Source organism: Streptomyces sp. HSS9-12 (assembly GCF_054963655.1).
The window spans coordinates 73,757-96,415 of the sequence record NZ_JBUEGC010000022.1 but is presented as its reverse complement, the minus strand read 5'-3'; the positions used below and the strand labels follow the sequence as shown (position 1 = coordinate 96,415).

The window sequence follows — 22,659 nt, the reverse complement described above, 5'->3', positions numbered from 1 at the left end:
GGAGTCCGTGATGCGTCCAGGGTGGAGTGACGCGGAATCCCCGGTCAGGGAACGCGCCCCGGCAGCCGCGGCCGTCCCGCTGGGGGTGGCCGGCCCGCGCCGAGCCCGTCCGCTGGCCCGGTGCGGGCCCGGAGCGCGAAGATGGGTACGACAGGGGCCGACGGAAGCGGACGGGCGGCCATGGGCGCATCTGAAGCCACCAGGCGAGGGGGCGGTCCTGCGTTCGACATCCCGCCAGTCGCCGCGGCGGTCATGGACGAGCGCGGAACGATCGTGTCCTGGAGCCCGGCCGCCGAGGACATCATGGGCTACTCGGCGGGGGAGGTGCTGGACAGGCCCGGCACCGCACTGCTCTGTGAAGACCGCGACCGGGCGGCCGTACGCGACGCCGTCGCGCCATGGCGGCCGGACACCGACTGGGGCGGCGTGCTGGCCGTACGGCACCGGGACGGCAGCTGCGTCGAGGTCGGGGTGCGCATCTTCTCGGCGACCAGCCCGGACGGCACGCCCCAGTGGCAGCTGCTGGTCTTCGACATGGCCCGGACCCGCTGGCTCGGCAACCTGCCGACCCAGGCGCCGGTCGGCATGGCCGTGGTGGATACCGACCTGCGCTGCGTATGGGTCAACGACGCACTGGTCCGCAGCAGCGGGGTGCCGCGCCAGGAGCGCCTGGGGCGCCGGATCAGCGAGCTGCTGCCGGACCTGCCCACCGCGGAGATCGAGGCGCAGATGCGGCAGGTCATGGAGACCGGGTCGCCGGTTATCGACCAGGAGTACCGGGGCCGTACGAGGGTCGTGCCCGTCCGGGACAGCACGTTCTCGACATCGTTCTTCCGGCTCGACGACTCGGCGGGCCGCGTGCTGGGCCTGTGCTACTTGGCCATCGACGTCACCGAGCGGCAGCGGGCCCGGCAGCGGCTGGCGCTGCTGAATTCCGCAAGTGCGTGCATCGGGACCAGCCTGGACGTCATGCGTACCGCTCAGGAGCTCGCCGATGTCGCCGTCCCCGACCTGGCCGACTTCGTCACCGTCGACCTGCTGGCCTCCGTCCTGGAGGGCGAGGAGCCGCCCGCGGGACCGGTCGGCCACCATGTGCCGCTCGTCCGGGCCGGTCAGCAGTCCGTGCGCCCGGGTTGCCCGGAGGCGGTGGCCTCGACCGGCGCGCTCGTCAGATACCCACCGACGGCGCCGGTACGCAAGGCCCTCGTCGGCGGCCGTTCCGCGCTGGAGGCGGAGATCGGCAAGGACGCCAGGTGGCTGGAGGCCGATCCGGCACGAGCGCACAGCGTTCGGACCTTCGGCCTGCACTCGGGGATGGTCGTTCCGGTCATGGCCCGCGGCGTGACGATGGGCGCGGCCACCTTTTGCCGGTGGCAGCGGCCCGAGCCGTTCGAACACGACGATCTGGTCATGGCCGAGGAGTTCGTCGCCCAGGCCGCCGTCTGCATCGACAACGCCCGTCGCTACACCCGTGAGCACTTGGCCGCGCTGACCCTGCAGCGCAGTCTGCTCCCGCCGGGGCTGTCCGAGCCCGACGCGGCAGAGGTCGCGTACCGGTACCTGCCCGCGGACCGCAGGGGTGGGGTCGGTGGGGACTGGTTCGACGTCATACCGCTCTCCGGTGCCCGCGTGGCACTGGTCGTCGGTGACGTCGCGGGGCACGGGATGCACGCCGCGGCCGGCATGGGACGGCTGCGCGCCGCCGTGCACACCCTCGCCGATCTCGACATGCCGCCGGATGAGCTGCTGGCCCACCTCGACGACCTCGCCATCCGGCTGTGCGACGAGGAGACCACCGGCGGGACGGAGGCCGACATCGCGGTACTGGGCGCCACCTGCCTGTACGCCGTCTACGACCCGGTGAGCCGCCGGTGCGTCATCGCCCGTGCCGGGCACCCGGAGCCCGTCATCGTCGCGCCCGACGGCAGCGTCGACTTTCCGAGCCTCCCCGCCGGGCCGCCGCTGGGCCTGGGCGGGCTGCCCTTCGAATCCGTCGACCTGGAGCTGGCCGAGGGCAGCCTCCTCGCCCTGTACACCGACGGTCTGCTGCAGACGGAGGACGGGACCGACGTCGACCTCCGGCTCGACCGGCTGTCCAGCGCCTTGTCCCGGGCCCGTACCGAACGGCGCTTGGAGGACGTCTGCGCCGCGGTCGTCGACTCGATGCTCTCCGACCGCCGCCCCTATGACGACGTCGCGCTGCTGCTCGCCCGTACGCGGGTCCTCGGCGGGGACCAGGTCGCCTCGTGTGAGCTGCCCGTGGACCCGGCCGTCGTCGCCGACGCCCGCGCCTTCACGGCACAGCAACTGGCCCGCTGGCAGCTGGAGGAGGCCGCGTTCACCAGCGAACTCGTGGTCAGCGAGCTGGTGACCAACGCCATCCGCCACGCCACCGGCCCGATCCGGCTCCGGCTCATCCGCGACCACAGCCTGATCTGCGAGGTGTCGGACGGCAGCAGCACCTCCCCGCGCCTGCGGCACGCCCGGACCACCGACGAGGGCGGCCGGGGGCTGTTCCTGGTCGCCCAGCTGACCCAGCGGTGGGGCACCCGCTATACCTCGGAGGGCAAGACGATCTGGGCCGAGCAGAGCCCCGTGGGAGTCGGAGCGCCGATCTGACCTGCCTGGCGCGGCACCTGGCGGGCAGGGGCACAGTGGGCCGAGACCGCTGCGCGGCGCAACAGGGTCACCCGGAAAGGACCAGCTGTGGCCAAGGACCGATCCCGGCGGAAGATCGTCTACGACGGCGACTACGGCATCGACGATGCGCTGGCCACGATGTTTCTGGCCGGCCGGGACGACGTCGAGCTGCTCGCCGTCGGCAGCGTCCATGGCAACGCACACGCGGATGCGGCCGCCGCCAACGCCCTGCAGGTGCTGGATGTCTGTGGGCGCCGAGACATCCCCGTCGCGGTGGGCGCCGCCCGGCCGCTCGCCCAGCCGGTGCCCATCTCGGCGCTCGTCCACGGCGCGGACGGCCTGGGCGGCCAGGCGCGTCCCGTCGCCGGACGCGAGCCCTGCCCCGGCTCGGCGGCCGAACAGCTGGTGCGGACCGTACGGGAGCGCCCGGGGGAGTGCACCCTTCTCGCCACGGGTCCGCTCACCAACCTGGCCGTGGCCCTGCTGATCGAGCCCCGGCTGCCGGAGCTGGTCGAGCGGGTGGTGGTGATGGGCGGCACGCTGCGCGAGCCGGGGAACATCAGCCCGGTGGCCGAGACCAACATCCTCCGCGACCCGGAGGCCGCGTCGCTGGTGCTCACCGCGGGGCTGCCGCTCACCCTCGTCGGGCTCGACGTGACGATGCACACCTGGCTCACGCGCGAGGACCTGGACCGTATCGGCTCCGCATCCGGGCCCAAGGGGGCATTTGCCTGGTCGATCCTCCTGCACTACCTGGACTACTACCAGGCGCGTCACCGCCGGGTCGGCTGCCCGCTGCACGACCCGAGCGCGGCCGCGCTCACCGTCGACCCGGACGCGGCCAGCTACGACGAGCTGTCCGTCAGCGTCGAGCTCCGCGGCGAGTGGACCAGGGGCATGCTCGTGGCCGACCGGCGCGGCTACGCCCCGCCCGCGGAGGGCACGCCCGCCATGCCCACGAAGCCGGTGATCAAGGTGGCGCGCTCGCTCGACCGGGACCGCGTGGTCGGGCAGTTCCTCGATGGTCTGCTCGCGGAGCCCTGCGGCGCCACGTCCTGAGCAGCATGTCCGGCCGCCGCGGGACTCTTCCGGCAGGACGCGGGCGCCCGGGCGGATTAGCGTGAGATCCATGCGAACGCCTTTGCGTACGGACCGTCTCCTGGTGCGCGACTGGGCCGTCTCCGATGCCGAGGACGCGCTGCGGATCTACGGGGCCGAGGAGGTCGCACACTGGCTGACCCCCGAGATGCACCGGGTCGGGGATGTGACGGCGATGCGTGCGGTGCTGCAGGCATGGGTGGAGGCCCAGCCCAATCTGATGCCCCCGACGGGACGGTGGGCCGTCGAGCGGCAGGAGGACGGCCGGGTGGTCGGCGGGCTGCTCATCCGGATGCTGCCGCCGTATGAGGAGGACCTGGAGATCGGCTGGCAGCTGAGTACCGACGCCTGGGGACAGGGATACGCGACCGAGGCCGGCATCGCGCTGACCCGCTGGGCGTTCGAGCAGGGGGTGGACGAGCTGTTCGCCGTATCGCGTCCCCGGAACGAGCGCGCCGCGGCGACGGCGCGCCGCATGGGCATGGAGTGGGTGGGCGAGACCACCAAGTACTACGACATGCGGCTCAACGTGTACCGGATCCGCCCGTCCGATCTGCCGGAGCCGGTGCGGATGCCCTCGGACACCAGGGCTCGTTGACGGGCAGCCTCCGGGCGGCGGGCCGTCTCACGAGGCGGCCGCGACCGCTTCGGCGGTGGGTCCTCGCGACGCCGGCTCGGACGGCAGCGGCTGCTCGGTCCAGACCGTCTTGCCGCCGTGCGTGTACCGCGTACCCCAGCGCTCCGCGAACTGCGCCACCAGGAACAGGCCGCGGCCACCCTCGTCCGTGCTGCGGGCGCGGCGCGGATGCGGGGAGGTACTGCTGGAGTCGGAGACCTCACAGATAAGGCAGCGGTCCTTGATCAGACGCAGGCACATCGGCCCGTCGGAGTAGCGATAGGCATTGGTGACCAGCTCACTGACGATCAGCTCGGTGCTGAAGGTCATCTCCTCCAGACCCCAGACGCTCAGCTGATCTGCGGTCAGCTTCCGGGCATGGGCAGCGGCCGTGGGCTCCGAGGGCAGCTGCCAGGTGGCCACCTGCTCGGGCGGCAGCACCCGGGTGCGGGCGATGAGCAGCGCGACATCGTCGGTGGGGCGGGCGGGCAGCAGCGCGTCCACCACGGCCTGGGAGGTCTCCTCCAGCGGACGGTCGGGGACAGCGAGCTGCTCGATCATCCGCGACAGGCTGTCCTCGACGTCTCCCTTGGCCGAGTCGAGGAGCCCGTTGGTGTAGAGGGTGAGCAGGCTGCCCTCCTCCAGTTCCAGCTCCGCCTCCTCGAAGGGAAGCCCGCCCACGCCGAGTGGTGGCCCGGCGGGGAGATCGGGCAGGCTCACCTGCCCGTCCGGGGACACGACCACGGGCGGCGGGTGACCGGCGCGCGCCAGGGTGCAGCGCCGGGAGACCGGATCGTAGACCCCGTACAGACAGGTGGCGCCGACCGCCTGTTCGTCCCCGGTCAGCTCGCCGTTCCCTTCGCGCTCGGCGGACAGGCGGTCCACCACGTCGTCGAGGTGGGAGAGGATCTCGTCGGGTTCGAGGTCGAGGTCGGCCAGGGTGCGGACGGCGGTGCGCAGCCGGCCCATCGTGGCGGCGGCGTCGATGCCGTGGCCCACCACGTCCCCGACGACCAGGGCGACGCGGGCGCCGGAGAGGGGGATGACGTCGAACCAGTCGCCGCCGACGCCTGCCGAGGAGCCCGCGGGCAGATAGCGATGAGCCACCTCGACAGCCGACAGCTCGGGGACCTGGCGCGGGAGCAGACGGCGCTGCAGGGCGAGCGCCGCCTGGTGCTGCTCGGTGAAGCGGCGGGCGTTGTCGATGCAGACGGCGGCGCGGTTGGCGAACTCCTCGGCCAGGGTGAGATCGTCCTCCTCGAAGGGAACCGGCCTGCGCGAACGCCACAGGGACACCATTCCCAGCACAAGACCACGTGCGGCCAGCGGCACCACCATCAACGCGTGGGCGCCGAGGGCGAGAGCGCGCTGCTCCCGTTCCGGATCACTGACCGACAGTCCGGTCGCGCCCTTCAGGTCGGGTACCAGGATCGCTCGGTTTTCGATCAGGCACTGGCCCTGCGGCATCGTCGGGGCGTAGTGGATCAGCTCTCCCACGGGGTAGAGGACCTCCAGCGCCTGCGCGGTGACGCTGTTGACGGCGGTCCTGCGTACCGGCCCGAAGGACTGGGCGGGCTCCTCGCCCCGGGCGACCGGCTCGAGCAGATCCACTGACACGCCGTCAGCCAGATCGGGGACGGCCACGTCGGCCAGTTCCCGGGCAGTCTGCGCCACGTCCAGCGTGGCCCCGATGCGAGCACTGGCCTTGTTGAGCAGCGCGAGCCGACGCCGAGCCAGATAGCGGTCGGTGACGTCCTCCACCAGATCCGCCACCCCGAGGATCTCCCCTGAGGCATCCTCCATCCGGAACGCCGACACGGACACGAACCGCTCCCTGCCCGGTTCCCGGTGCAGCCGGCAGGGCTGTTCCGTGAAGATGACGGGCTTGCCCGTCTCCAGCACCTGCCGCAGCCGGCCCTCGACGATTTCCGCGTCCGGGCCGATCAGGAAGTCCCCGATGTGGAGCCCTCGCATGCGCTCGGGCGACATGCCGCCGGCCAGGGCTATGGCCCGGTTGGTGCGCAGGATGCGCAGGTCGTCAGGGGCGTGGATGGTCAGGCCGATCGGGGACCGGCTGAACAGCCCGTCCAGGAGCGAGCGGTCGGTCTCCCACTGGACGACCTCCTCCGCGGGTGCGCCGACCAGGAACCACTCGCTGGTGGGGGCGCTGCGCTGGATGCGGCGGACTCGGCAGCCCAGCGTTACCCGGTGGCCGTCGCGGTGGCGGACGGGCAGGATGCCGAACCAGCCCAGGGACCGTACGCATGCCTCGGCCGCGTCCATGAACTGGTCCCGGTCATCCGGTTCGACGAGGAAGTCGGCCGCCGGCCGGCCGACGGCTTCCTCGGGCAGGTAGCCGAGCAGCTCCTCGGCCCGTCGGCTCCAGCCGACAACCGTGCCGCGCTCGTCCAGTACCGCCGAAGCCGCGCGCCGCAGTGCGAACGGATCCTCCGGGCTCTCGCTGAACATCGTCGCCGGTCGGTTCATCGCTGGCGCCTCCCATCCGACTGCCCCCTGACCCGGCTGTATGCGGCTCCCCTTCCACAGTGCCGCCTTTACATCCCTGGCGCTGAGCTCCTCAGGGGGAAGCCGCGGCACTAGCCGCCGGTGTAGCGCGTCAGGAGCAGGGCCACGTCGTCGGGTCGGTCGGTCGCACGCCGGGCCTGCCGGACCAGACGGTCGGCGAGGGATTCCAGTGATCTGTCCGGTGCCGCGTCGAGGAGGGAGCACAGGAAGTCGATGCCCTCGTCGATGTCAGCGCCCGGCTGCTCCACCAGGCCGTCGGTGTACAGGGCGAGCAACGTCCCCCGCGACAGCTGGAGTTCCGTGGCCGGGTACGCGATGTCCGGTGCGACCCCCAGCAGCGGGCCTCCGGGCAGATCGAGCACGGCGGCACGCTCGCCGGGTGTCTTCAGCAGGGGCGGAGGGTGCCCGGCCCGGACGGCCACCGCCCGGCCCGTCCCCGGGACCAGGTGCACGTAGCAGACGGTGGCGAGGGCGCCCGGATCCAGGTCCACGAGCAGCCGGTTCGTATGGCCGATGACCTCCTGGGCCGGCAGGCCGCTGGAGGCATGCGCGCCGACGGCGGTGCGCAGCTGCCCCATGACGGCGGCCGCTGTGACGCTGTGCCCCTCCACATCCCCGACCACGAGCGCGACCCCGCTGCCGGTGTCGATCACGTCGTACCAGTCCCCGCCGATCTCCATCCCCTGGGTGCCCGGGAGGTACCGGGCGGTGCTCTCCAGGCCGGGGACGCCCGGCAGCCGGTGCGGCAGCAGGGCGTCCTGCAACCCCCGGGCCATGGTGAACTCCGCGTCGTAGAGCCGGGCGCGCTCCAGCGCCTGGGCGACCAGGCCGCCCAGCGCCGTCAGTGCGGAACGCTCGTCGGTGGAGAAGGAGCGCGGGGTGTCGAAGCCGAGGATCAAGGAGCCGACCGCGTGTCCGGAGGCGATCAGCGGGAGGAACGCCCACGAGGACATGCGGTCCACGGCGATCCCGGGATACGCGCTGGTCAGGTGGCGGCGGGACTCGAAGAAGATCGGTACCCCGGAGGCCAGGGCCTCCTCTCCGGGCAGCCGGGCGTCCAGCGGCACGCCCTCGAACATGTCGAGGAAGCCCTCCGGATAGCCGGACTCCGCGGCCAGGTGCATGCGCCCCTCTCGGACCAGATAGAGGGCGAGTTCCTGGCCGCCGAACGCGGGGAGAAGCTGCTCTGCCACGGCCGAGCAGACCTGCCGCACCGTGACGGCCTCCGTGAGCACGCCGGCCATGTGGACGACGTGGTACAGCGCACCCGGGCCCACGACCGGCAGCGGCGGGCCGGTCCGACCGTACGGCTCCGGCGCCGCCCGTTCCTCGCCCCCCTGCGGTGGCACGGTCTCCCCGCCCTCCTGCGGCGGGCTCGTCCAGAACGCCCGTCCGGTGAGGCCATGCACATCCGCGTACAGCACGATGGCGAGCCATTCCCCCTCGGGATGCCGGACCAGGAATGAGGTCGCCTCCTGCGACAGCATCGCCGCCCGGTACCGGTCTTCGTACCCCGCATCGGCGAGCCAGGGCAGGACGTCCCACGGGCACCGCCCGAGCAGGTCCTCCCGGCCGGCGCCCAGCATCTCCTCCAGGCGGCGGTTGGCGAAGGTGAACCTGCCGTCCTGGTCGAGCGCGAAGATGCCGTCGGGCAGCCGGTGCGCTGCTTCGACGGCGGCGCCGGCGGCCGCGTCGATGACGGCACCCACCAGACGGCGGGCGCCCCCCTCGCCCGTCATGCGGCCCCACATCTCCACGGGCCGTGCCCGGCCGTCGTCGTCGAGTACGCGGAACCGGCGGGCCCGGACGCGCCCGCGCTCGGCGGCGTCGCGGATGCTGGTCCGTACCTCGTGCACATCGTCGGGGATCACCCGCGCCTGCAGTTCCGTGATGGTGCGGGGCGAGGTGTGAGGACGTGTGCCAAGAACCGCACGCGCCTCCTCGTCCATGGTGAACGAGCCCGTCTCCAGGTCCCAGTCGAACAGGCCGACGCGCACGGTGACACCCTCGGCCGGCAGCCGTACGCTCACCGGCTCGCCGTCGTACTCGACGCTGTGGACCGGTGCGCCGAGCGCCTCGAGGGAGTAGCCGAGCGCGCGGCTGACGGTGCGCACCGCGCGGCGTTCCCTCGCCGCGGCGGCGGAGCCTTCGGCGACGGAGCGCAGAACGAACAGGACGCCGATCACCTGGCCGCGGGCGTGGACCGGGGTGCAGAGGGAGGCGAAGGGATAGGGCAGTTCGCCCGGCAGACGCGGATAGCGGCGCACGGTCTCGCCCGGGTCCAACAGGTGGACGTCGTGCCCCGTGCGGTACGCCTCCGCGGCCGGCAGTCGGGCGCTGACGGGTATCCGCCACCATCGGTGCAGCAGCGAGCGGGGGACACCGGCCACCACGGCCAGCACCAGGGAACGGCCGTCGCGCGAGGGCAGATACAGGCCGCCGCCGTAGCCTCCCGTGGCCCCGATCGCCGCGACGACACCATCGGCCAGCACATGCTGACGTTCCGTGCCGCCCCGAGCCTCACCCCAGGTCACGGACTGTGCCGCCGGCCTCGCCGCCGATGCATCCTGCCCCACAGCACCAGCATGTGCCCTTCACGCGGCGCTCGTCGCGCCGGGGCCGCGACACCTTTAGCCGGGAACCGCTGTCGCCAATAGAATGACGGCATGGCTGCAGGTGCCACCTCGCGTGTCACGGTGCCCGATCCGCTTCGATCGGCAAGGAGGAGCGGGGATGAACCATGAGCGAGAACTTGATGGGTGACGAGGTCTATCAGCCGGACCAGTCCGAGCAGCAGGACGACGCCGGCTTGCTGGAGCCCGAGGACACGCTCGACTACCACGGGGTTGAGCAGGTCCTCGACGAGGGGTACTCGCCACCTGAGCGGCCGTGGGCGGTGGAAACCACCGGTACGACGGCTCGGGAGCAGCGTGAGGGGGAGACCCTCGACCAGCGGCTGGCGCGCGAGTTGCCCGATGTGACGGAGCCGGACGGAGACGGCGTCGGCGACCGCTCGGACGGCAACGGAGAGCCGTTGGACGACGAGGTCGGGGACGCTCGCGCAGGCCGGCTGGTGGCCCCTGACGAGGGTGCGCACCCTGACCGCGAGAAGGATCTGGTGGCGTTCGACGCCGGTATCGACGGGGCTGCGGCCTCGGCGGAGGAGGCCGCGGTGCACGTCGTACCGGAGACCGAGGGCCCCGGCGAGCTTCCGTGACGACTCCTGTTCAGGCGGGTTGTGGCGGTCCCGCGGTACGCCACGCTCTGCCCGGTGTCCGAGTTCCGAGCTGATCAGGGATTGACGGTCGGAGTCCGGTATTCAGGAGCCGGATCCTCGATCCGGGGGACCGGCGGTGGCTGACCAGACCCGGTGGGCACCGCACCGGAGAGTTCGATCCGGACGTCCACCACGCCTTCGACGGAGCGGACGAGCCGGTCCGCGAGAGGAATCAGCGATGCATCCGAGACGCTGCCGACGAGACTGACGACGCCCTGCTCGACCTGCACGCCGACCGCTTCCGGCTGGCTGGGGAACAGCTGCGAGGTGATGTCGCAGCGCACCTGTTCCGCGATGTCCTCGTCGCAGCGAAGGAAGACCTTCAGCACGTCGCTGCGGCTGAGCATGCCCTTCAGCCGCCCCATGGTGTCCACGACCGGAAGTCGTTTCACGCAGTGGTGGACCATGATTCTTGCCGCCTCGGCGAGCGAGGCCTCGGGCTGAACCGTGACCGCCGGGGCGGTCATCAGCTCCTCGACGGTCAGCAGTCCGGGCGCCCCGCACGGCAGGTCGGCGTGGGACACCACCCCGATGACCCGCTCCGCCTCGTCCAGCACCGGCAAGCACCGCACCTGCCACTGGCTCATGGTCTCCACGATCTCGTCGTACGGCGCCCCGCGGCCGACGGCGACGACGGCGTGGGTCATGACATCGCTGACGCTGTACGTACTGCGGTTCACGGCTGCCTCCTGCGGATGCCCGCACCACACAACGGTGGCGGCTCCCCGAGTGCCCGCCCGTACCATCTCTCCTTCCCATCGTCAAGGCCTTTCCTCATATCGACAAGAGTCCCCGGCGTACTTCGTCCGCCCAGCGCCTGCGCTCGCACGCGGACAGGAGGTTCCCGACCATGGGGACTATGGGAGGGAGGAGGTCGCCTCATGGCACAGGTCCCGGCACACCTCCCCCGCGCCGCGGTGTCCGCCTCCCGGCACGCCCGCGACCTGCTCGGCACGGCCGGTCTGCTCGACCGCTTCGAGGCGGTGGTCGACGGGGTGGACGCCACCCGGCCGAGGCTGCCCGGCAAGCCCGATCCGGCCCTGTTCCTCGAGGCCGCCCGCCGGCTCGGCCCGCCCCCCGCCGACAGGGGCGTCGTCGAGGACGCCCTGGCGGGCGTCGAAGCGGGCCGCAGGGGCGGATCCGGCCTCGTGGTGGGCGTGAACCGCACCGGCACTCCCGGCGCTGCCGACGACCTGCTGGCCCACGAGGCGGACATCGCGGTCGAGGAGCTGGCCGACCTGATCGTTCCCCTGCCTGCCCCGCTGGGGCTGCCCGAAGCTCCCAACCCCGCTGTGGAGGAGTGAGCCATGCCGGACTGGACGTGGGAGTACAAGGGCTACGACCCGGCCCGGGAGCGGCTGCGCGAGGCGCTGTGCACGCTCGGCAACGGATACTTCGCCACCCGGGGCGCCGCGCCGGAGACGGAAGCCGGACCCATGCACTATCCCGGGACGTACGTGGCGGGCTGCTACGACCGGCTCACCTCCTACGTCGCCGGGCGGCAGGTGGAGAACGAGGACATGGTCAACCTCCCGAACTGGCTGCCCCTGCGCTTCCGCACCCGCATCGGCGACGCCCCGCCGGGCAAGTGGTTCACCCCCGACAACGGCAGCCTGCTCGGCTACCGCCAAGTCCTCGACCTGAGCCGCGGAACGCTCATCCGCAGCCTGCTGACCGAGGACCGCCAGGGGCGGCGGCTGCGGGTCGAGCAGGAACGGCTCGTGCACATGGGCGATCCGCACCTGGCCGCGCTGCGCACCGTGTTCACGGCCGAGAACTGGTCCGGATCGCTGGAGGTGGAGTCCGGGCTCGACGCCCGCATCACCAACTCCGGCGTCGCCCGGTACCAGGAGCTGGGCGGGCGGCACCTGAACCGTGTGCACACCGGCGCGCTCGAGCCGGACACGTTGTGGCTGCGCTGCCGTACGGCCACCTCCGACGTCCGGGTGGCGATGGCGGCCCGCACCCACGTCGTGTCCGACTCCATACAGGACACAGGGCACGCACCCCTCCACGCCGAACCCCACATCGGGCCCCGGCAGGCCTCGCACCGGCTGGTGTTCCTGATGGAGCCCGGGCGGTCGGTGACCGTGGACAAGACCGTCGCGCTGCACACCTCCCGCGACCCGGCGATCAGCGATCCGCTGCACGCCGCTCTGGACGGCGTCCGGCGTGCCGGGCCGTACGAACGCCTGCTCGCCTCGCACACCGTCGCCTGGGAACAGCTGTGGCGCGGGGCGGACCTGGACGTGCCCGGTGAGCCGGGCCGCATCCTGCGCCTGCACCTGTTCCATCTGCTGCAGACGCTCTCGCCGCACATCGCGGACCTGGACGTGGGCGTGCCGGCCCGCGGGCTGCACGGGGAGTCCTACCGCGGGCATGTCTTCTGGGACGAGGTGTTCGTCCTGCCGTTCCTCAACCTGCACTTCCCGGAGATCTCCCGGGCGCTGCTGAACTACCGCTACCGGCGGCTTCCGGCGGCCTGCCGGGCAGCGGCGGACGCCGGGCACGCGGGCGCCATGTACCCCTGGCAGAGCGGCAGCGACGGACGCGAGGAGACGCAGTCGCTGCACCTCAACCCCCGCTCGGGCCGGTGGCTGCCCGACCACTCGCGGCTGCAGCACCATGTCGGCTCGGCGGTGGCGTACAACGTGTGGCAGTACTGCCAGGCCAGCGGCGACACGGAGTTCCTGCACACGCGGGGCGCCGAGATGCTGCTGCAGATCGCTCGGTTCTGGGCCAGCGTCGCGCAGTTCGATCCCGCCCTGGGGCGCTACCGCATCCGTGGCGTCGTCGGACCGGACGAGTTCCACGAGGCGTACCCGGACGCGGCGCGGCCGGGCCTGGACGACAACGCGTACACCAACGTCACGGCCTGCTGGGTGCTGTGCCGCGCCCTGGAGCTGGCCGGGTCGCTGCCGGAGCCGCGCCGCCGCGACCTGTTCGAGCGGCTGGAGCTGGGCGAGGCCGAGCTGGAGCGCTGGGAGGACGTCTCCCGCACGTTGCACATCCCCTTCCACGACGGCGTGGTCAGCCAGTTCGAGGGCTACGGGGAGCTGGCCGAGCTGGACTGGGCGGCCTACCGGGCCCGCTACGGGGACGTCGGCCGGCTGGACCGGATCCTGGAGTCCGAGCACGACTCCGTCAACCGGTACCAGGCCTCCAAGCAGGCCGACGTGCTGATGCTGGGCTATCTGTTCTCGCCGGCCGAGCTCAGGCAGCTCTTCGAGCGTCTGGGCTATGGGCTGGACGACGACGCCTGGGCCAAGACGGTGGACTACTACCTGGCCCGTACCAGCCACGGTTCGACGCTCAGCGGCCTGGTCCACGCCTGGGTGCTGGCACGGGAGCGCCGGGAGGAGGCCTGGAAGTACTTCCTCGAAGCCCTGAACGCCGATGTCGCCGATCTGCAGGGCGGCACCACCGAGGAGGGCATCCACCTGGCGGCGATGACCGGCACCCTCGACCTGGTGCAGCGCGGTCTGACCGGGCTGGAGACCCGGGAAGAGGCCCTGTGGCTCGACCCGGCGCCCCCCTACGAGCTGCACCAGTTCGGCTTCTCCATCCGCTACCGCGGCCACTGGGGCATCACGCTTCGGGCGGGCCCCGACGAGCTCAGCGTCACCGTCCCGCCCTCCGAAGAGCCGCCGATCCATGCTGTGCTCGCCGGGCGGGCCGTGACCATCGCGCCGGGCGAGACGTGCAGCCTCCCGATGCACAGTGGTGTGGGGGCGTGGGGCTGAGCCGGGCCCCCTCGCAGGCCCGGCTCAGGTCAGACCTCCCTCAGGCCGTCACCTGCCGCCGCTCCGGGTGCCGGTGAGCGGCGACCGCCTCGGCGAACGCCCGGGTGAAGTCCTCGCTCGCCCGGCCGGACGCCCTGTCGGTCACCACGCCCTGGTCGGCCACCGTGCCGTGCTCCTCGGCGATCCGCACCCCGCGCACTCCGAGCGCGGCCAGCATCGTCACCCCGGTGCCCAGCGCGCCCACGGCCTTGCCGTGCCGGTAGGAGTCCCGTACGAACCGCAGGGCGGCGCCGCCGGTTTCCGACACCAGCGCGTCGCCCGGCCCGTCCGGCACGATCACGGCGTCGTACAGCACGGAGCGGACCGTCGGCAGCGCCCGGTCCACCTCCAGGCTCTTGCCGTCGGCGCAGGTGACCGTCCCGTCGTGCGGGGCGAGCGCCTCGACGACCGCGCCCTGCTCGGAGAAGACCTCCCGCAGCCCGTTGATCTGGTCCGCTTCCACCCCGTCGGTCACCAGCACCGCGATCTTGCGGGTGCGGATGGAGCCGTCACCGCGCAGGTTCTCCAGACTCAGCGCGGGGGAGCGTGGCCGTTCGGCGGCCGGGACGGCAGTGGCCCCGGACTCGGGGGCCTCGACGCCGATGCCCTTCGCGACGGCCGTGGCCAGCCCGTAGTCGACCCCGACCAGCTCGCCGACCACCCGCCGGCGCACCTCCATCGAGTTCACCTTGCCGAGCTCGAAGCGGAACGCCTCGAGGATGTGCCGCTGCTCCCAGTCGCTCATGCTGTTCCAGAACAGTGCGGCCTGGCTGTGGTGGTCCTCGAAGCTCGGGCTGCGCTTCCGGATCTTCGCGCCCTCCACCCGCTCCGCGTAGTGGGTGTAGGCGCGCCCGTCGGTGCCCGCGAGGGCCGGGCAGCCGCCGCCGAGCGAGTTCGGCGTGTAGCTCACTCCGGTGTGGACGTCGTCCTGGTGGAAGCCGTCGCGCTGGGTGGTACGCACCGAGGCGACGGGCCGGTTGACCGGGATCTGGGAGAAGTTCGGCCCGCCCAGCCGGAGCAGCTGGGTGTCCAGATAGGAGAAGTTCCGCGCCTGCAGCAGTGGGTCGTTGGTGAAGTCGATGCCCGGCACCACATTCGCGGTGTGGAAAGCGACCTGCTCGGTCTCGGCGAAGAAATTCTGCGGATTCCGGTTCAGCACCATCCGGCCGATGGGCCGCACCGGCACCTGCTCCTCGGGAATGATTTTGGTGGCGTCGAGCAGATCGAAGTCGAATGTGAACTCATCCGACTCGGGCACCAGCTGCACGCCCAGCTCGTACTCCGGGAATTCACCCGACTCGATGGCCTCCCACAGGTCCCGGCGGTGGAAGTCCGGGTCGCGGCCCGCGCACTCCTGCGCCTCGTCCCACACCAGCGAATGCACGCCGAGCAGCGGCTTCCAGTGCAGCTTCACAAAGGTGCCCCGCCCCTCCGCGTTGACGAAGCGGAACGTATGCACCCCGAAGCCCTGCATCATCCGGAAACTACGCGGAATCGCCCGGTCCGACATCACCCACATCATCATGTGCAGGGTCTCGGGCTGCAGCGAGACGAAGTCCCAGAGGGTGTCGTGCGCGGAGGCGCCGGTCGGAATCTCGTTCTGCGGTTCCGGTTTCACCGCATGCACGAAATCCGGGAATTTGATGCCGTCCTGGATAAAGAAGACCGGAATGTTGTTCCCGACCAGATCGTAGTTGCCCTCCGAGGTGTAGAACTTTGTCGCGAAGCCGCGTACGTCGCGCACCGTGTCCGCGGATCCCCGCGGCCCCTGTACGGTGGAGAACCGCACAAAGACGGGCGTCTTCACGGACGGGTCCTGGAGAAATGCGGCCCGGGTGAACTCGGCGCAGGACTCGTACGGCTCGAAATATCCGTACGCGCCCGCGCCGCGGGCATGCACCACCCGCTCGGGAATGCGCTCGTGGTCGAATCGCGTCAGCTTCTCGCGGAAATGGAAATCCTCCATCAGCGTGGGGCCGCGCTCGCCTGCCCGGAGCGAGTCGTCGGTGTGGTCGACCATGATCCCCTGGTCCGTGGTCAGTGGCCCCTCGCACGGGTTCTCCGCCCGGTACTTGTCCAGCTGCTCCTGCTTGGCGTTGGTCGGCTGCGTTTCGTCCTGGGGCATGTCGTCGTGAGCCATGGAGGCCTCTTCTCGGCTGTGTCCGGTCGGCGGCCGGGCTTGGTCACTTGGTCAGACGCTTGGGTAGCCCACGCACGAGGCCCGAAACACGCTGCCGCGCAGGTCCACGGCCCTGGCCGGCGCTCCTCAGCGGACCGGCCAGTGGTCGAGGTCGCCACCGCGCCACTCGACGAGTTCGGGGTCGTCGAGCTTGACCTCCCCTGTGGCGAGCCCGGCAGTGCGCAGGAACATCGCGACGTCGCCGCGGCCATGTGCGAGCCCGACGATCTGCCCGTGCAACGTCACCCGACGCCCTCCGGAAGGCGAGGGCGGGTACACGATGACGGGCGGGTGCCATGTCATGCCTCCAGAGTGCGACGGGCGCCGCGCGGGCGCATCCCCTCACACGATCCGCCGCCGGCGGGCGGCACTAGGGTGTCCGCCGCCTCAGCGTGGCCGCGCCGAGGGCGAGGACCAGGAGAGCGCTGCCCGCGACGACTACGACGTCCCGCACGAAGTCGCCGGTGATGTCCCTGTGGTGGAGCACCTCCGTCATCCCGTCCACCGCGTACGACATCGGCATGACGTCGGAGACCGCCTCCAGCACGGGCTGCATGCTGGCGCGCGGGGCGAACAGCCCGCAGAGCAGGAGCTGCGGGAAGATCACGGCGGGCGTGAACTGGACCGCCTGGAACTCCGTCGCCGCGAATGCCGAGACGAACAGGCCGAGTGCCGTGCCGAGGAGGGCGTCCAGGAGGGCCACCAGCAGGACCAGCCACGAAGAGCCGGCGATGTCCAGGTCCAGCAGCCAGACGGCCACGCCGGTGGCCACCGACGCCTGGACGACGGCGAAGACGCCGAAGGCCAGGGCGTAGCCAAGGATCAGGTCCCCCTTGCCCAGCGGCATGGAGAGCAGCCGCTCCAGCGTGCCCGACGTACGTTCGCGCAGGGTGGCGATGGAGGTGACCAGGAACATCGTGATCATCGGAAAGATGCCGAGCAGCGAGGCGCCGATGGAGTCGAAGGCGCGCCGGTCGCCGTCGAAGACGTAGTACAGCAGAACCAGCATGAGCACCGGGATGAACAGCAGCATCGCGATCGTGCGGCGATCGTGAGCGAGCTGGCGCAGTACGCGGCGGGCGGTGCCCAGGGTGCGACGGGCGTTCACTGCACTGTCTCCTTCTCGCGGGCGGTGTCGACCAGGTGGAGGAAGGCGTCCTCGATGGCGTCGGTGCGGGTGTGCAGGCGGAGGGCCTCGGGGGTGTCGTCGGCGAGGATGCGGCCCGCGCGCATCAGGAGCAGCCGCTGGCAGCGGTCGGCCTCGTCCATGACGTGGGAGGAGATGAGCAGTGTGGCCCCGCGCTCGGCCGCGAGGCGGTGGAAGAGGTTCCACAGGTCGCGGCGCAGGACGGGGTCCAGGCCGACGGTGGGTTCGTCGAGTACCAGCAGTTCGGGGGTGCCGAGCAGGGCGACGGCGAGAGAGACCCGGGCGCGCTGGCCGCCGGAGAGGTTTCCCACCAGGGAGTCGGCATGGGAGGCGAGGTCCACGTCGGCGAGTGCCCGGGCGACCTGGGAGCGGCGTTCGGCGCGCGGCAGACCGAGAACCGACGCGAAGTAGTCGAGGTTCTGCCGGGCGGAGAGGTCGGCGTAGACGGACGGAGCCTGGGTCACATAGCCGACGCGGGAGCGCAGCGGGGCGGACCCGGCCGGGTGACCGAGGACCTCGAGGGTCCCGGTGACCTTGGCCTGGCTGCCCACGATGGCGCGCATCAGGGTGGATTTGCCGCAGCCGCTCGGCCCGAGCAGGCCGGTGACGGTACCGCGCGGGACATCGAAGGCGAGCTGGTCGAGGACGGTGCGGCCCCCGCGTACGACGGAGAGGCCGCTGGCGTGGAGGGCCATCCCGTCAGCGTTATTCATCATGCGTTGAATAATGCGGCTGAAGCCGCCGGTGTGTCAATGACAGTGGGATGCCACATGAGGACGGGGTACGGCGGCGATGCCGCACGACGCGGTGTGGTTGAGGTGGTTTGGCTGCGGGCGTGTTGGTACGGCGCGGCTCAGCCGCCCGGCCTCACTCGGCCGTCGTCAGCCGGTCCCCGGTCAGATGGTGCTGCACGACCGGCGCGAGCCGGGCGATCAGCTCCTCGGGGTCCTCCGAGGCCAGCGGCTCGGCCTTGATCACATAACGCAGGATTGCCGTGCCGACCATCTGCGCCGCCGCCAGCTGGACCCGAAGCTCCCGGTCCGGGCTGTCCAGCTCGTGTGCGATGCGGGTCATCAACTGCCGTGTCACCAGGGCTCGGAAGATCCGGGCCGCCGTCTCGTTGTTGACCGCCGAGCGGACCACGGCCAGCAGCGGCGCCCGGGTCGCCGGGTTCTCCCAGATGCCGAGGAAGAAGCGGACGAGCTGTTCGCCGAGTGTGCCGGCGGCGGGCAGCTGGTCCAGGCGCTTCTGTACGGGGGCGAAGGAGATCTCGATGGCCGCCTCGAAGACCTGCTCCTTCGTACCGAAGTAGTGGTGCACCAGTGCCGGATCGACCTCGGCGCCACGGGCGATGGTCCGGATGGAGGCCTTGTCGTAGCCGTGCTCGGCGAACTCGGCGCGGGCCGAGGCGAGGATGCGATCGCGCGCGGCTTCCCCGGCCGCCTCCCGGGCGGCCGACGACGGCCGACCGCGCCGACGAGCCGGCCGCGCCGCGCCCTCGGCGCTCACGCCCAGGCCCCCAGGGCCGCGTGCGGGATCCGCATCGTTGGATCGATCACGACTGACAGCCTACGGCGCCTCACGCGATGCCCAGGGCCAATGGGCTTCCGGCTGCCGCAACGAGGCAGCCGGTCAGGACGCTCACAGCCGTCCCTGCCCAGCCGGGACGGGCGACTGCCGGCCTCACGCCGACCCGTAGAGGCTCCGCACATTGTCCTTCGGCGGCGGCACCTTCCGGGCGGCCGGACCCGGTCGAACTCCTCCCCGACCAAGTGGTCGAAGCAGTCGCCTCACTCGACCGGCGTGCCGGCGAAGACCCAGTGATCAGCGTTGTGGACGACGTAGGGGGGTCCGTGGGGTAAGCAATTCTTGGGCAGCCGACAGCCCGGGCACTGGGACGGTGGCTCGTCCGGCGCAGCGGTACCGGCAGGCCGAAGTGCCGCATGGCGCCCCGAACGGCCCAGCCGGGGCGGCGGCCGGGACCGGGGGCGCGGAGACTGGAGCCGCGATCCGTCCCGTCCGAAAGGTGCTCCGGCATGTCCCTGCCGTACCGACAAGACCTCGGCCTGCTCGCACTGCGCGTGGGTACGGGCAGCGTCCTCTTCGCCCACGGCGCGCAGAAGCTCTTCGGTTTCTTCGGCGGTCCGGGGCTGGAGGCCACGGCCAAGGCCATGGAGGACATGGGGTACCGGCCCGGCAAGGTGAGCGCGGTGGCGGCGGGACTGGGGGAGGTGGGCGGCGGCGTGCTGCTGGCGCTGGGGCTGGCGACGCCTGTCGCGGGGGCCGCGGCGGCGGGAGCGATGACCGCGGCCGTCGCGGTGCACGCGCCGAAGGGATTCTTCGTCACTTCCGGGGGCTTTGAGTACCCGGCATATCTGGGATTCGTCTCCGCCGTGCTCGCCCTCAGCGGCCCCGGCCGCCTGTCGCTGGACCATGCGATGGGGCACCGCCTGGACCGCCCGTGGGTGGCCGCCACCGGGTTCGCCGCCAGCGCTCTGGCGGCCGCTGCCGTACTCAGGTACCGGGCGGCGACGCTGCGGAAGCGAGCAGCCGACCTCGCCTACGCTGAAACCGCCGAAGAGGAGCCCCGCCCGGCAGCGGACTGACCACGCGCCGGTCCGCGTACGCCGTTTCCGTCCGCCGCATCTGCACCCGCCCTCTGGAGCAGCTCATGTCGCACCACCTCAGCGGCCCGACCCTCCGCTCGACCGCCGGGCAGGGCTGAGACGTGCAGTTCACCAACCGCGTGGCAGCCGGGCAGCAGCTCGGCGAGCGGCTGCGGTCCGAGGACCTCCCCGCTCCGGTCGTCCTGGGACTCCCGCGCGGCGGCGTGCCCGTGGCCTACGAGGTGGCCCGTGCCCTGGGCGCGCCGCTCGATGTCATCGTGGTCCGCAAACTCGGCGTGCCCACCCACCGTGAGCTGGCCTTCGGCGCCATCGGCGAGGGCGGCGTACGGGTCGTGAGCGAGGACATCATCAGCCGCAGCGGGGCCCGCCAGGAGGATCTCGACGCCGTGGAGCGAGGCGAGCTGGGAGCCCTCGAACGGCAGGCGCGGCAGTTCCGCGGCGACCGGCCCCGCGTCCCGCTCACCGGCCGGACGGTGATCATCGTCGACGACGGGGTCGCCACCGGCGCGACCGCGCTCGCCGCCTGTCAGGTGGCGCGGGCCCAGGGAGCCGCGCGCGTGGTGCTCGCTGTTCCGGTGGCGGCGGCGGACGCCGTCGAACGGCTGCGGGCCGCGGCCGACGATGTGGTGTGCCTGTCGGCGCCGGGGCTCTTCTTCGCCGTGAGTGAGTGGTACCAGGACTTCTCGCAGACCACGGACGAGGAGGTCTCCGCGCTGCTGGCCCGCTCCGAGCGGCGGCACTGAGTACGGACGCCGGAAGCCTGCGCACGGGGCGGCGCGTGGCCTGGACGTCGCTGCGCCATGAATTCGCCGCCCTGCCTCGTGCTGACGGCCCGGACGATGCACCCTGGAGAAGTAAGGGTGGAGGTGATGAACATGCAGACGGTCGTTGGATGGCACATCGACATCGAGTTCAGGGAAGACGAGAGCAAGACCAACGCGGCGTTGATGCTCCGACTCCCGGACGGAACGGAGCTGCGGGCACACGGTCGGGCAAACCGTTACCCGACGGACCCACAGCAACCACGCGTGGGCGAGGAGATCGCGGCGGCAAGGGCCTTGAACGACCTCGCTCATCAGCTGCTGGAGAAGGCCAGCCATGAGATAGAGGAAGTGACGCACCTGGAGGCACATGTCCGGATGTGAGAACACACCCCCGAGCAAGGCACAACTCGGCCCGGGTGACCGGCTCCCCCGGACACCCGGGCCTACGCATGCGTGTCACAAGACGGTCGGGGGTGTGCGACTCGCGGTGGCCAGGGGTGCCGCGACGCCCGAGCGGGTCTGGCGCCTGGCGCACGTGTCTCCCCGCCCGCCCGCCCCGGCCGGGCGGGAACCCGGCGCGAAACCGACGACCACGTTGCCCTGCGGCACGAGCGCTGCTACGGACGGGCAGCGAGGTGAACTCCCCTGGGCGCAGGGCGAGATCAGCGAGGAGCCTGGGAGAAGAAGTGATACAGCGTCAGCAGCCCGGCAACAGGCGGCGGAGACCGCCCGGCAGGAGGCCGTAACGCAGCGGGAGCCGACGCGCACGGTCAACGGCGTCTCGATACGCGGACGCGCAATCCCGGTGAGTGGGTGAGGATGGAGGCATGTCCGATGCCTTCACCACCCGTACGATCGACGTTGCCACCGGCTCGTCGGAGACCGTCCACGACCTCACGTCCGCCTGCCAGTCGTTCGTGCGGGAGACGGCCCGCGGGCGCGACGGCCTGCTCCATGTGTTTGTGCCGCACGCGACTGCCGGACTCGCGCTGATCGAGACCGGCGCCGGCAGTGACCACGACCTTCTGACCACGCTGCACAGCCTGCTGCCTGCCGACGACCGCTGGCAGCACCGGCACGGCAGCCCGGGACACGGCCGGGACCACGTCCTGCCCGCGCTGGTACCGCCGTATGCGACCCTGCCGGTCATCGGCGGGCAGCTGGAACTCGGCACCTGGCAGTCCGTCTGCCTGGTGGACACCAACCGCGACAATCCGCGCCGCACGGTACGGCTGTCCTTCCTCGGCTGACGCGGCACTAGCGGACCCGGCGGCGGTCAGCGGTTCGCCGTGACCCAGGCGTAGGCGGCCTGGTCGTCGAACTCGGCCTGGCCGCCGGCGAAGAGCAGACCGGCGGCCGCGAACGCCGGATCCCCGGCCGTGTCCGGCACATACGGCACGGCGATGCAGCGCATCCCGGCGCGACGGGCGGCCTCCGCCCCCGGTGCGGCGTCCTCCAGCACCACGCAGTCCGCGGGGTGTACGCCGAGCCGCCGCGCGGCCTCCAGGAAGATGTCCGGCTCCGGCTTGCCGTGCGCGACTTCCTCCGCCGACACCAGCGTGGTGAGGTACGCGTCCAGCCCCGTACCGCCGAGCACCGCCTCGATCGCTGCCGGCGAGGAGCCCGAGGCCACGGCCAGCGGGTGCCCGGCCGCGTGCAACCGCTCCACGAAGGCGCGCATCCGCGGAAACACCTCGGTGCGGCCGGCGGCCAGCTCAAGGTAGTGGCGGTTCTTCCCGGCGAGGAGGTCCTCGACCGGCGCCTCGATGGCGTACTCGCGGCTGAGGGTCTCCAGCGTCTCCCTGGTTCCGATCCCGATGAACCTGGTGTGCTGCTCCCAGGTGAAGCCGGCGACCCCGTACTCGGCGAGCAGCCGCCGTCCCGCCTCGTAGTAGCTCGGCTCGCTGTCGACGAGCGTGCCGTCGAGGTCGAAGATCACGGCAGGGGTCCGGGAAGGGGGCCGGCCTGCGGTCCGGGAAGTGGTCATGTCCTCCAGCATGCAG

At 71.7% G+C, this 22,659-nt stretch carries 18 protein-coding genes and 1 pseudogene; 10 read left to right on the top strand and 9 right to left on the bottom strand.

Features of this window, described 5'->3' with window-relative positions:
- Window positions 1-180 precede the first annotated feature (180 nt).
- The 3 genes from ACY34J_RS14475 to ACY34J_RS14465 all read left to right on the top strand — a co-directional run bounded on the left by ACY34J_RS14475 (window position 181) and on the right by ACY34J_RS14465 (window position 4,336).
- The gene (locus tag ACY34J_RS14475; RefSeq protein ID WP_462726787.1) at window positions 181-2,619 is read left to right on the top strand and encodes a SpoIIE family protein phosphatase; all 2,439 of its coding nucleotides are present in this window, start codon (window positions 181-183) and stop codon (window positions 2,617-2,619) included.
- An 87-nt stretch (window positions 2,620-2,706) separates the two neighbouring features.
- A complete protein-coding gene (locus ACY34J_RS14470; protein WP_462726788.1) occupies window positions 2,707-3,699 on the top strand; it encodes a nucleoside hydrolase in 993 nt (330 codons plus the stop codon).
- Window positions 3,700-3,769: 70 nt separating this feature from the next.
- A complete protein-coding gene (locus ACY34J_RS14465; RefSeq protein ID WP_462726789.1) occupies window positions 3,770-4,336 on the top strand; it encodes a GNAT family N-acetyltransferase in 567 nt (188 codons plus the stop codon).
- Window positions 4,337-4,363: 27 nt separating this feature from the next.
- Here the strand turns inward: ACY34J_RS14465 and ACY34J_RS14460 are convergent, their stop codons facing one another.
- Both ACY34J_RS14460 and ACY34J_RS14455 read right to left on the bottom strand, forming a co-directional pair.
- Window positions 4,364-6,841 carry a SpoIIE family protein phosphatase gene (locus ACY34J_RS14460; protein ID WP_462726790.1) on the bottom strand — a complete coding sequence of 826 codons (2,478 nt, stop codon included), beginning with the start codon at window positions 6,839-6,841 and terminating at the stop codon, window positions 4,364-4,366.
- Window positions 6,842-6,951: 110 nt separating this feature from the next.
- The gene (locus tag ACY34J_RS14455) at window positions 6,952-9,456 is read right to left on the bottom strand and encodes a SpoIIE family protein phosphatase (protein WP_462726791.1); all 2,505 of its coding nucleotides are present in this window, start codon (window positions 9,454-9,456) and stop codon (window positions 6,952-6,954) included.
- A 164-nt stretch (window positions 9,457-9,620) separates the two neighbouring features.
- On the opposite strand from ACY34J_RS14455, the gene ACY34J_RS14450 reads away from it, so the two are divergent.
- Window positions 9,621-10,097: a DUF5709 domain-containing protein gene (locus ACY34J_RS14450; protein WP_462726792.1), complete on the top strand. Its 477-nt coding sequence runs from the start codon at window positions 9,621-9,623 to the stop codon at window positions 10,095-10,097.
- 74 nt (window positions 10,098-10,171) lie between these two features.
- On the opposite strand, the gene ACY34J_RS14445 is transcribed toward ACY34J_RS14450, so the two are convergent.
- Window positions 10,172-10,837, bottom strand: coding sequence for a CBS domain-containing protein (locus ACY34J_RS14445; protein ID WP_462726793.1), 666 nt, complete (start codon window positions 10,835-10,837; stop codon window positions 10,172-10,174).
- A 201-nt stretch (window positions 10,838-11,038) separates the two neighbouring features.
- On the opposite strand from ACY34J_RS14445, the gene ACY34J_RS14440 reads away from it, so the two are divergent.
- Both ACY34J_RS14440 and ACY34J_RS14435 read left to right on the top strand, forming a co-directional pair.
- Window positions 11,039-11,461, top strand: a complete 423-nt coding sequence (locus tag ACY34J_RS14440; RefSeq protein WP_462726794.1) for an HAD family hydrolase — start codon at window positions 11,039-11,041, stop codon at window positions 11,459-11,461.
- A 3-nt stretch (window positions 11,462-11,464) separates the two neighbouring features.
- Window positions 11,465-13,900, top strand: a complete 2,436-nt coding sequence (locus ACY34J_RS14435; protein WP_462726795.1) for a glycoside hydrolase family 65 protein — start codon at window positions 11,465-11,467, stop codon at window positions 13,898-13,900.
- A 40-nt stretch (window positions 13,901-13,940) separates the two neighbouring features.
- On the opposite strand, the gene ACY34J_RS14430 is transcribed toward ACY34J_RS14435, so the two are convergent.
- The 5 genes from ACY34J_RS14430 to ACY34J_RS14410 all read right to left on the bottom strand — a co-directional run bounded on the left by ACY34J_RS14430 (window position 13,941) and on the right by ACY34J_RS14410 (window position 18,774).
- The gene (locus ACY34J_RS14430; RefSeq protein WP_462726796.1) at window positions 13,941-16,079 is read right to left on the bottom strand and encodes a catalase; all 2,139 of its coding nucleotides are present in this window, start codon (window positions 16,077-16,079) and stop codon (window positions 13,941-13,943) included.
- A gap of 126 nt (window positions 16,080-16,205) precedes the next feature.
- On the bottom strand, window positions 16,206-16,421 hold the full coding sequence (locus tag ACY34J_RS14425; protein WP_462726797.1) for a hypothetical protein: 216 nt from the start codon (window positions 16,419-16,421) through the stop codon (window positions 16,206-16,208).
- A 67-nt stretch (window positions 16,422-16,488) separates the two neighbouring features.
- Entirely contained in the window at window positions 16,489-17,226 is a 738-nt protein-coding gene (locus tag ACY34J_RS14420; protein ID WP_462726798.1) for an ABC transporter permease, read from the bottom strand.
- Window positions 17,223-17,981 carry an ABC transporter ATP-binding protein gene (locus ACY34J_RS14415; RefSeq protein ID WP_462726799.1) on the bottom strand — a complete coding sequence of 253 codons (759 nt, stop codon included), beginning with the start codon at window positions 17,979-17,981 and terminating at the stop codon, window positions 17,223-17,225. Before ACY34J_RS14415 ends, ACY34J_RS14420 begins: the two co-directional genes overlap by 4 nt.
- Window positions 17,982-18,132: 151 nt before the next feature.
- Window positions 18,133-18,774, bottom strand: a complete 642-nt coding sequence (locus tag ACY34J_RS14410; RefSeq protein WP_462726800.1) for a TetR/AcrR family transcriptional regulator — start codon at window positions 18,772-18,774, stop codon at window positions 18,133-18,135.
- A gap of 527 nt (window positions 18,775-19,301) precedes the next feature.
- Between ACY34J_RS14410 and ACY34J_RS14405 the strand changes: the two genes are divergently transcribed.
- The 4 genes and pseudogenes from ACY34J_RS14405 to ACY34J_RS14390 all read left to right on the top strand — a co-directional run bounded on the left by ACY34J_RS14405 (window position 19,302) and on the right by ACY34J_RS14390 (window position 21,906).
- A complete protein-coding gene (locus ACY34J_RS14405; RefSeq protein ID WP_462726801.1) occupies window positions 19,302-19,871 on the top strand; it encodes a DoxX family protein in 570 nt (189 codons plus the stop codon).
- A 122-nt stretch (window positions 19,872-19,993) separates the two neighbouring features.
- Window positions 19,994-20,620, top strand: a pseudogene (locus ACY34J_RS14400) (phosphoribosyltransferase); the annotation flags it as partial.
- 147 nt (window positions 20,621-20,767) lie between these two features.
- Window positions 20,768-21,037 carry a DUF1876 domain-containing protein gene (locus ACY34J_RS14395; protein WP_462726868.1) on the top strand — a complete coding sequence of 90 codons (270 nt, stop codon included), beginning with the start codon at window positions 20,768-20,770 and terminating at the stop codon, window positions 21,035-21,037.
- 446 nt (window positions 21,038-21,483) lie between these two features.
- The gene (locus ACY34J_RS14390; protein ID WP_462726802.1) at window positions 21,484-21,906 is read left to right on the top strand and encodes a secondary thiamine-phosphate synthase enzyme YjbQ; all 423 of its coding nucleotides are present in this window, start codon (window positions 21,484-21,486) and stop codon (window positions 21,904-21,906) included.
- A gap of 26 nt (window positions 21,907-21,932) precedes the next feature.
- Here the strand turns inward: ACY34J_RS14390 and ACY34J_RS14385 are convergent, their stop codons facing one another.
- Complete coding sequence (locus ACY34J_RS14385) at window positions 21,933-22,643, bottom strand: HAD family hydrolase (RefSeq protein ID WP_462726803.1); 711 nt, start codon at window positions 22,641-22,643, stop codon at window positions 21,933-21,935.
- Between the last annotated feature and the right edge of the window lie 16 nt (window positions 22,644-22,659).

Bases quoted from the DNA above. Each gene is read 5' to 3' on its own strand.
- ACY34J_RS14475 (WP_462726787.1), top strand. From the start codon at position 181: ATGGGCGCATCTGAAGCCACCAGGCGAGGGGGCGGTCCTGCGTTCGAC.
- ACY34J_RS14465 (WP_462726789.1), top strand. From the start codon at position 3,770: ATGCGAACGCCTTTGCGTACGGACCGTCTCCTGGTGCGCGACTGGGCC.
- ACY34J_RS14460 (WP_462726790.1), bottom strand. From the start codon at position 6,841: ATGAACCGACCGGCGACGATGTTCAGCGAGAGCCCGGAGGATCCGTTC.
- ACY34J_RS14450 (WP_462726792.1), top strand. From the start codon at position 9,621: ATGAGCGAGAACTTGATGGGTGACGAGGTCTATCAGCCGGACCAGTCC.
- ACY34J_RS14440 (WP_462726794.1), top strand. From the start codon at position 11,039: ATGGCACAGGTCCCGGCACACCTCCCCCGCGCCGCGGTGTCCGCCTCC.
- ACY34J_RS14435 (WP_462726795.1), top strand. From the start codon at position 11,465: ATGCCGGACTGGACGTGGGAGTACAAGGGCTACGACCCGGCCCGGGAG.
- ACY34J_RS14430 (WP_462726796.1), bottom strand. From the start codon at position 16,079: ATGGCTCACGACGACATGCCCCAGGACGAAACGCAGCCGACCAACGCC.
- ACY34J_RS14425 (WP_462726797.1), bottom strand. From the start codon at position 16,421: ATGACATGGCACCCGCCCGTCATCGTGTACCCGCCCTCGCCTTCCGGA.
- ACY34J_RS14415 (WP_462726799.1), bottom strand. From the start codon at position 17,981: ATGATGAATAACGCTGACGGGATGGCCCTCCACGCCAGCGGCCTCTCC.
- ACY34J_RS14405 (WP_462726801.1), top strand. From the start codon at position 19,302: ATGTCCCTGCCGTACCGACAAGACCTCGGCCTGCTCGCACTGCGCGTG.
- ACY34J_RS14395 (WP_462726868.1), top strand. From the start codon at position 20,768: ATGCAGACGGTCGTTGGATGGCACATCGACATCGAGTTCAGGGAAGAC.
- ACY34J_RS14390 (WP_462726802.1), top strand. From the start codon at position 21,484: ATGTCCGATGCCTTCACCACCCGTACGATCGACGTTGCCACCGGCTCG.
- ACY34J_RS14385 (WP_462726803.1), bottom strand. From the start codon at position 22,643: ATGACCACTTCCCGGACCGCAGGCCGGCCCCCTTCCCGGACCCCTGCC.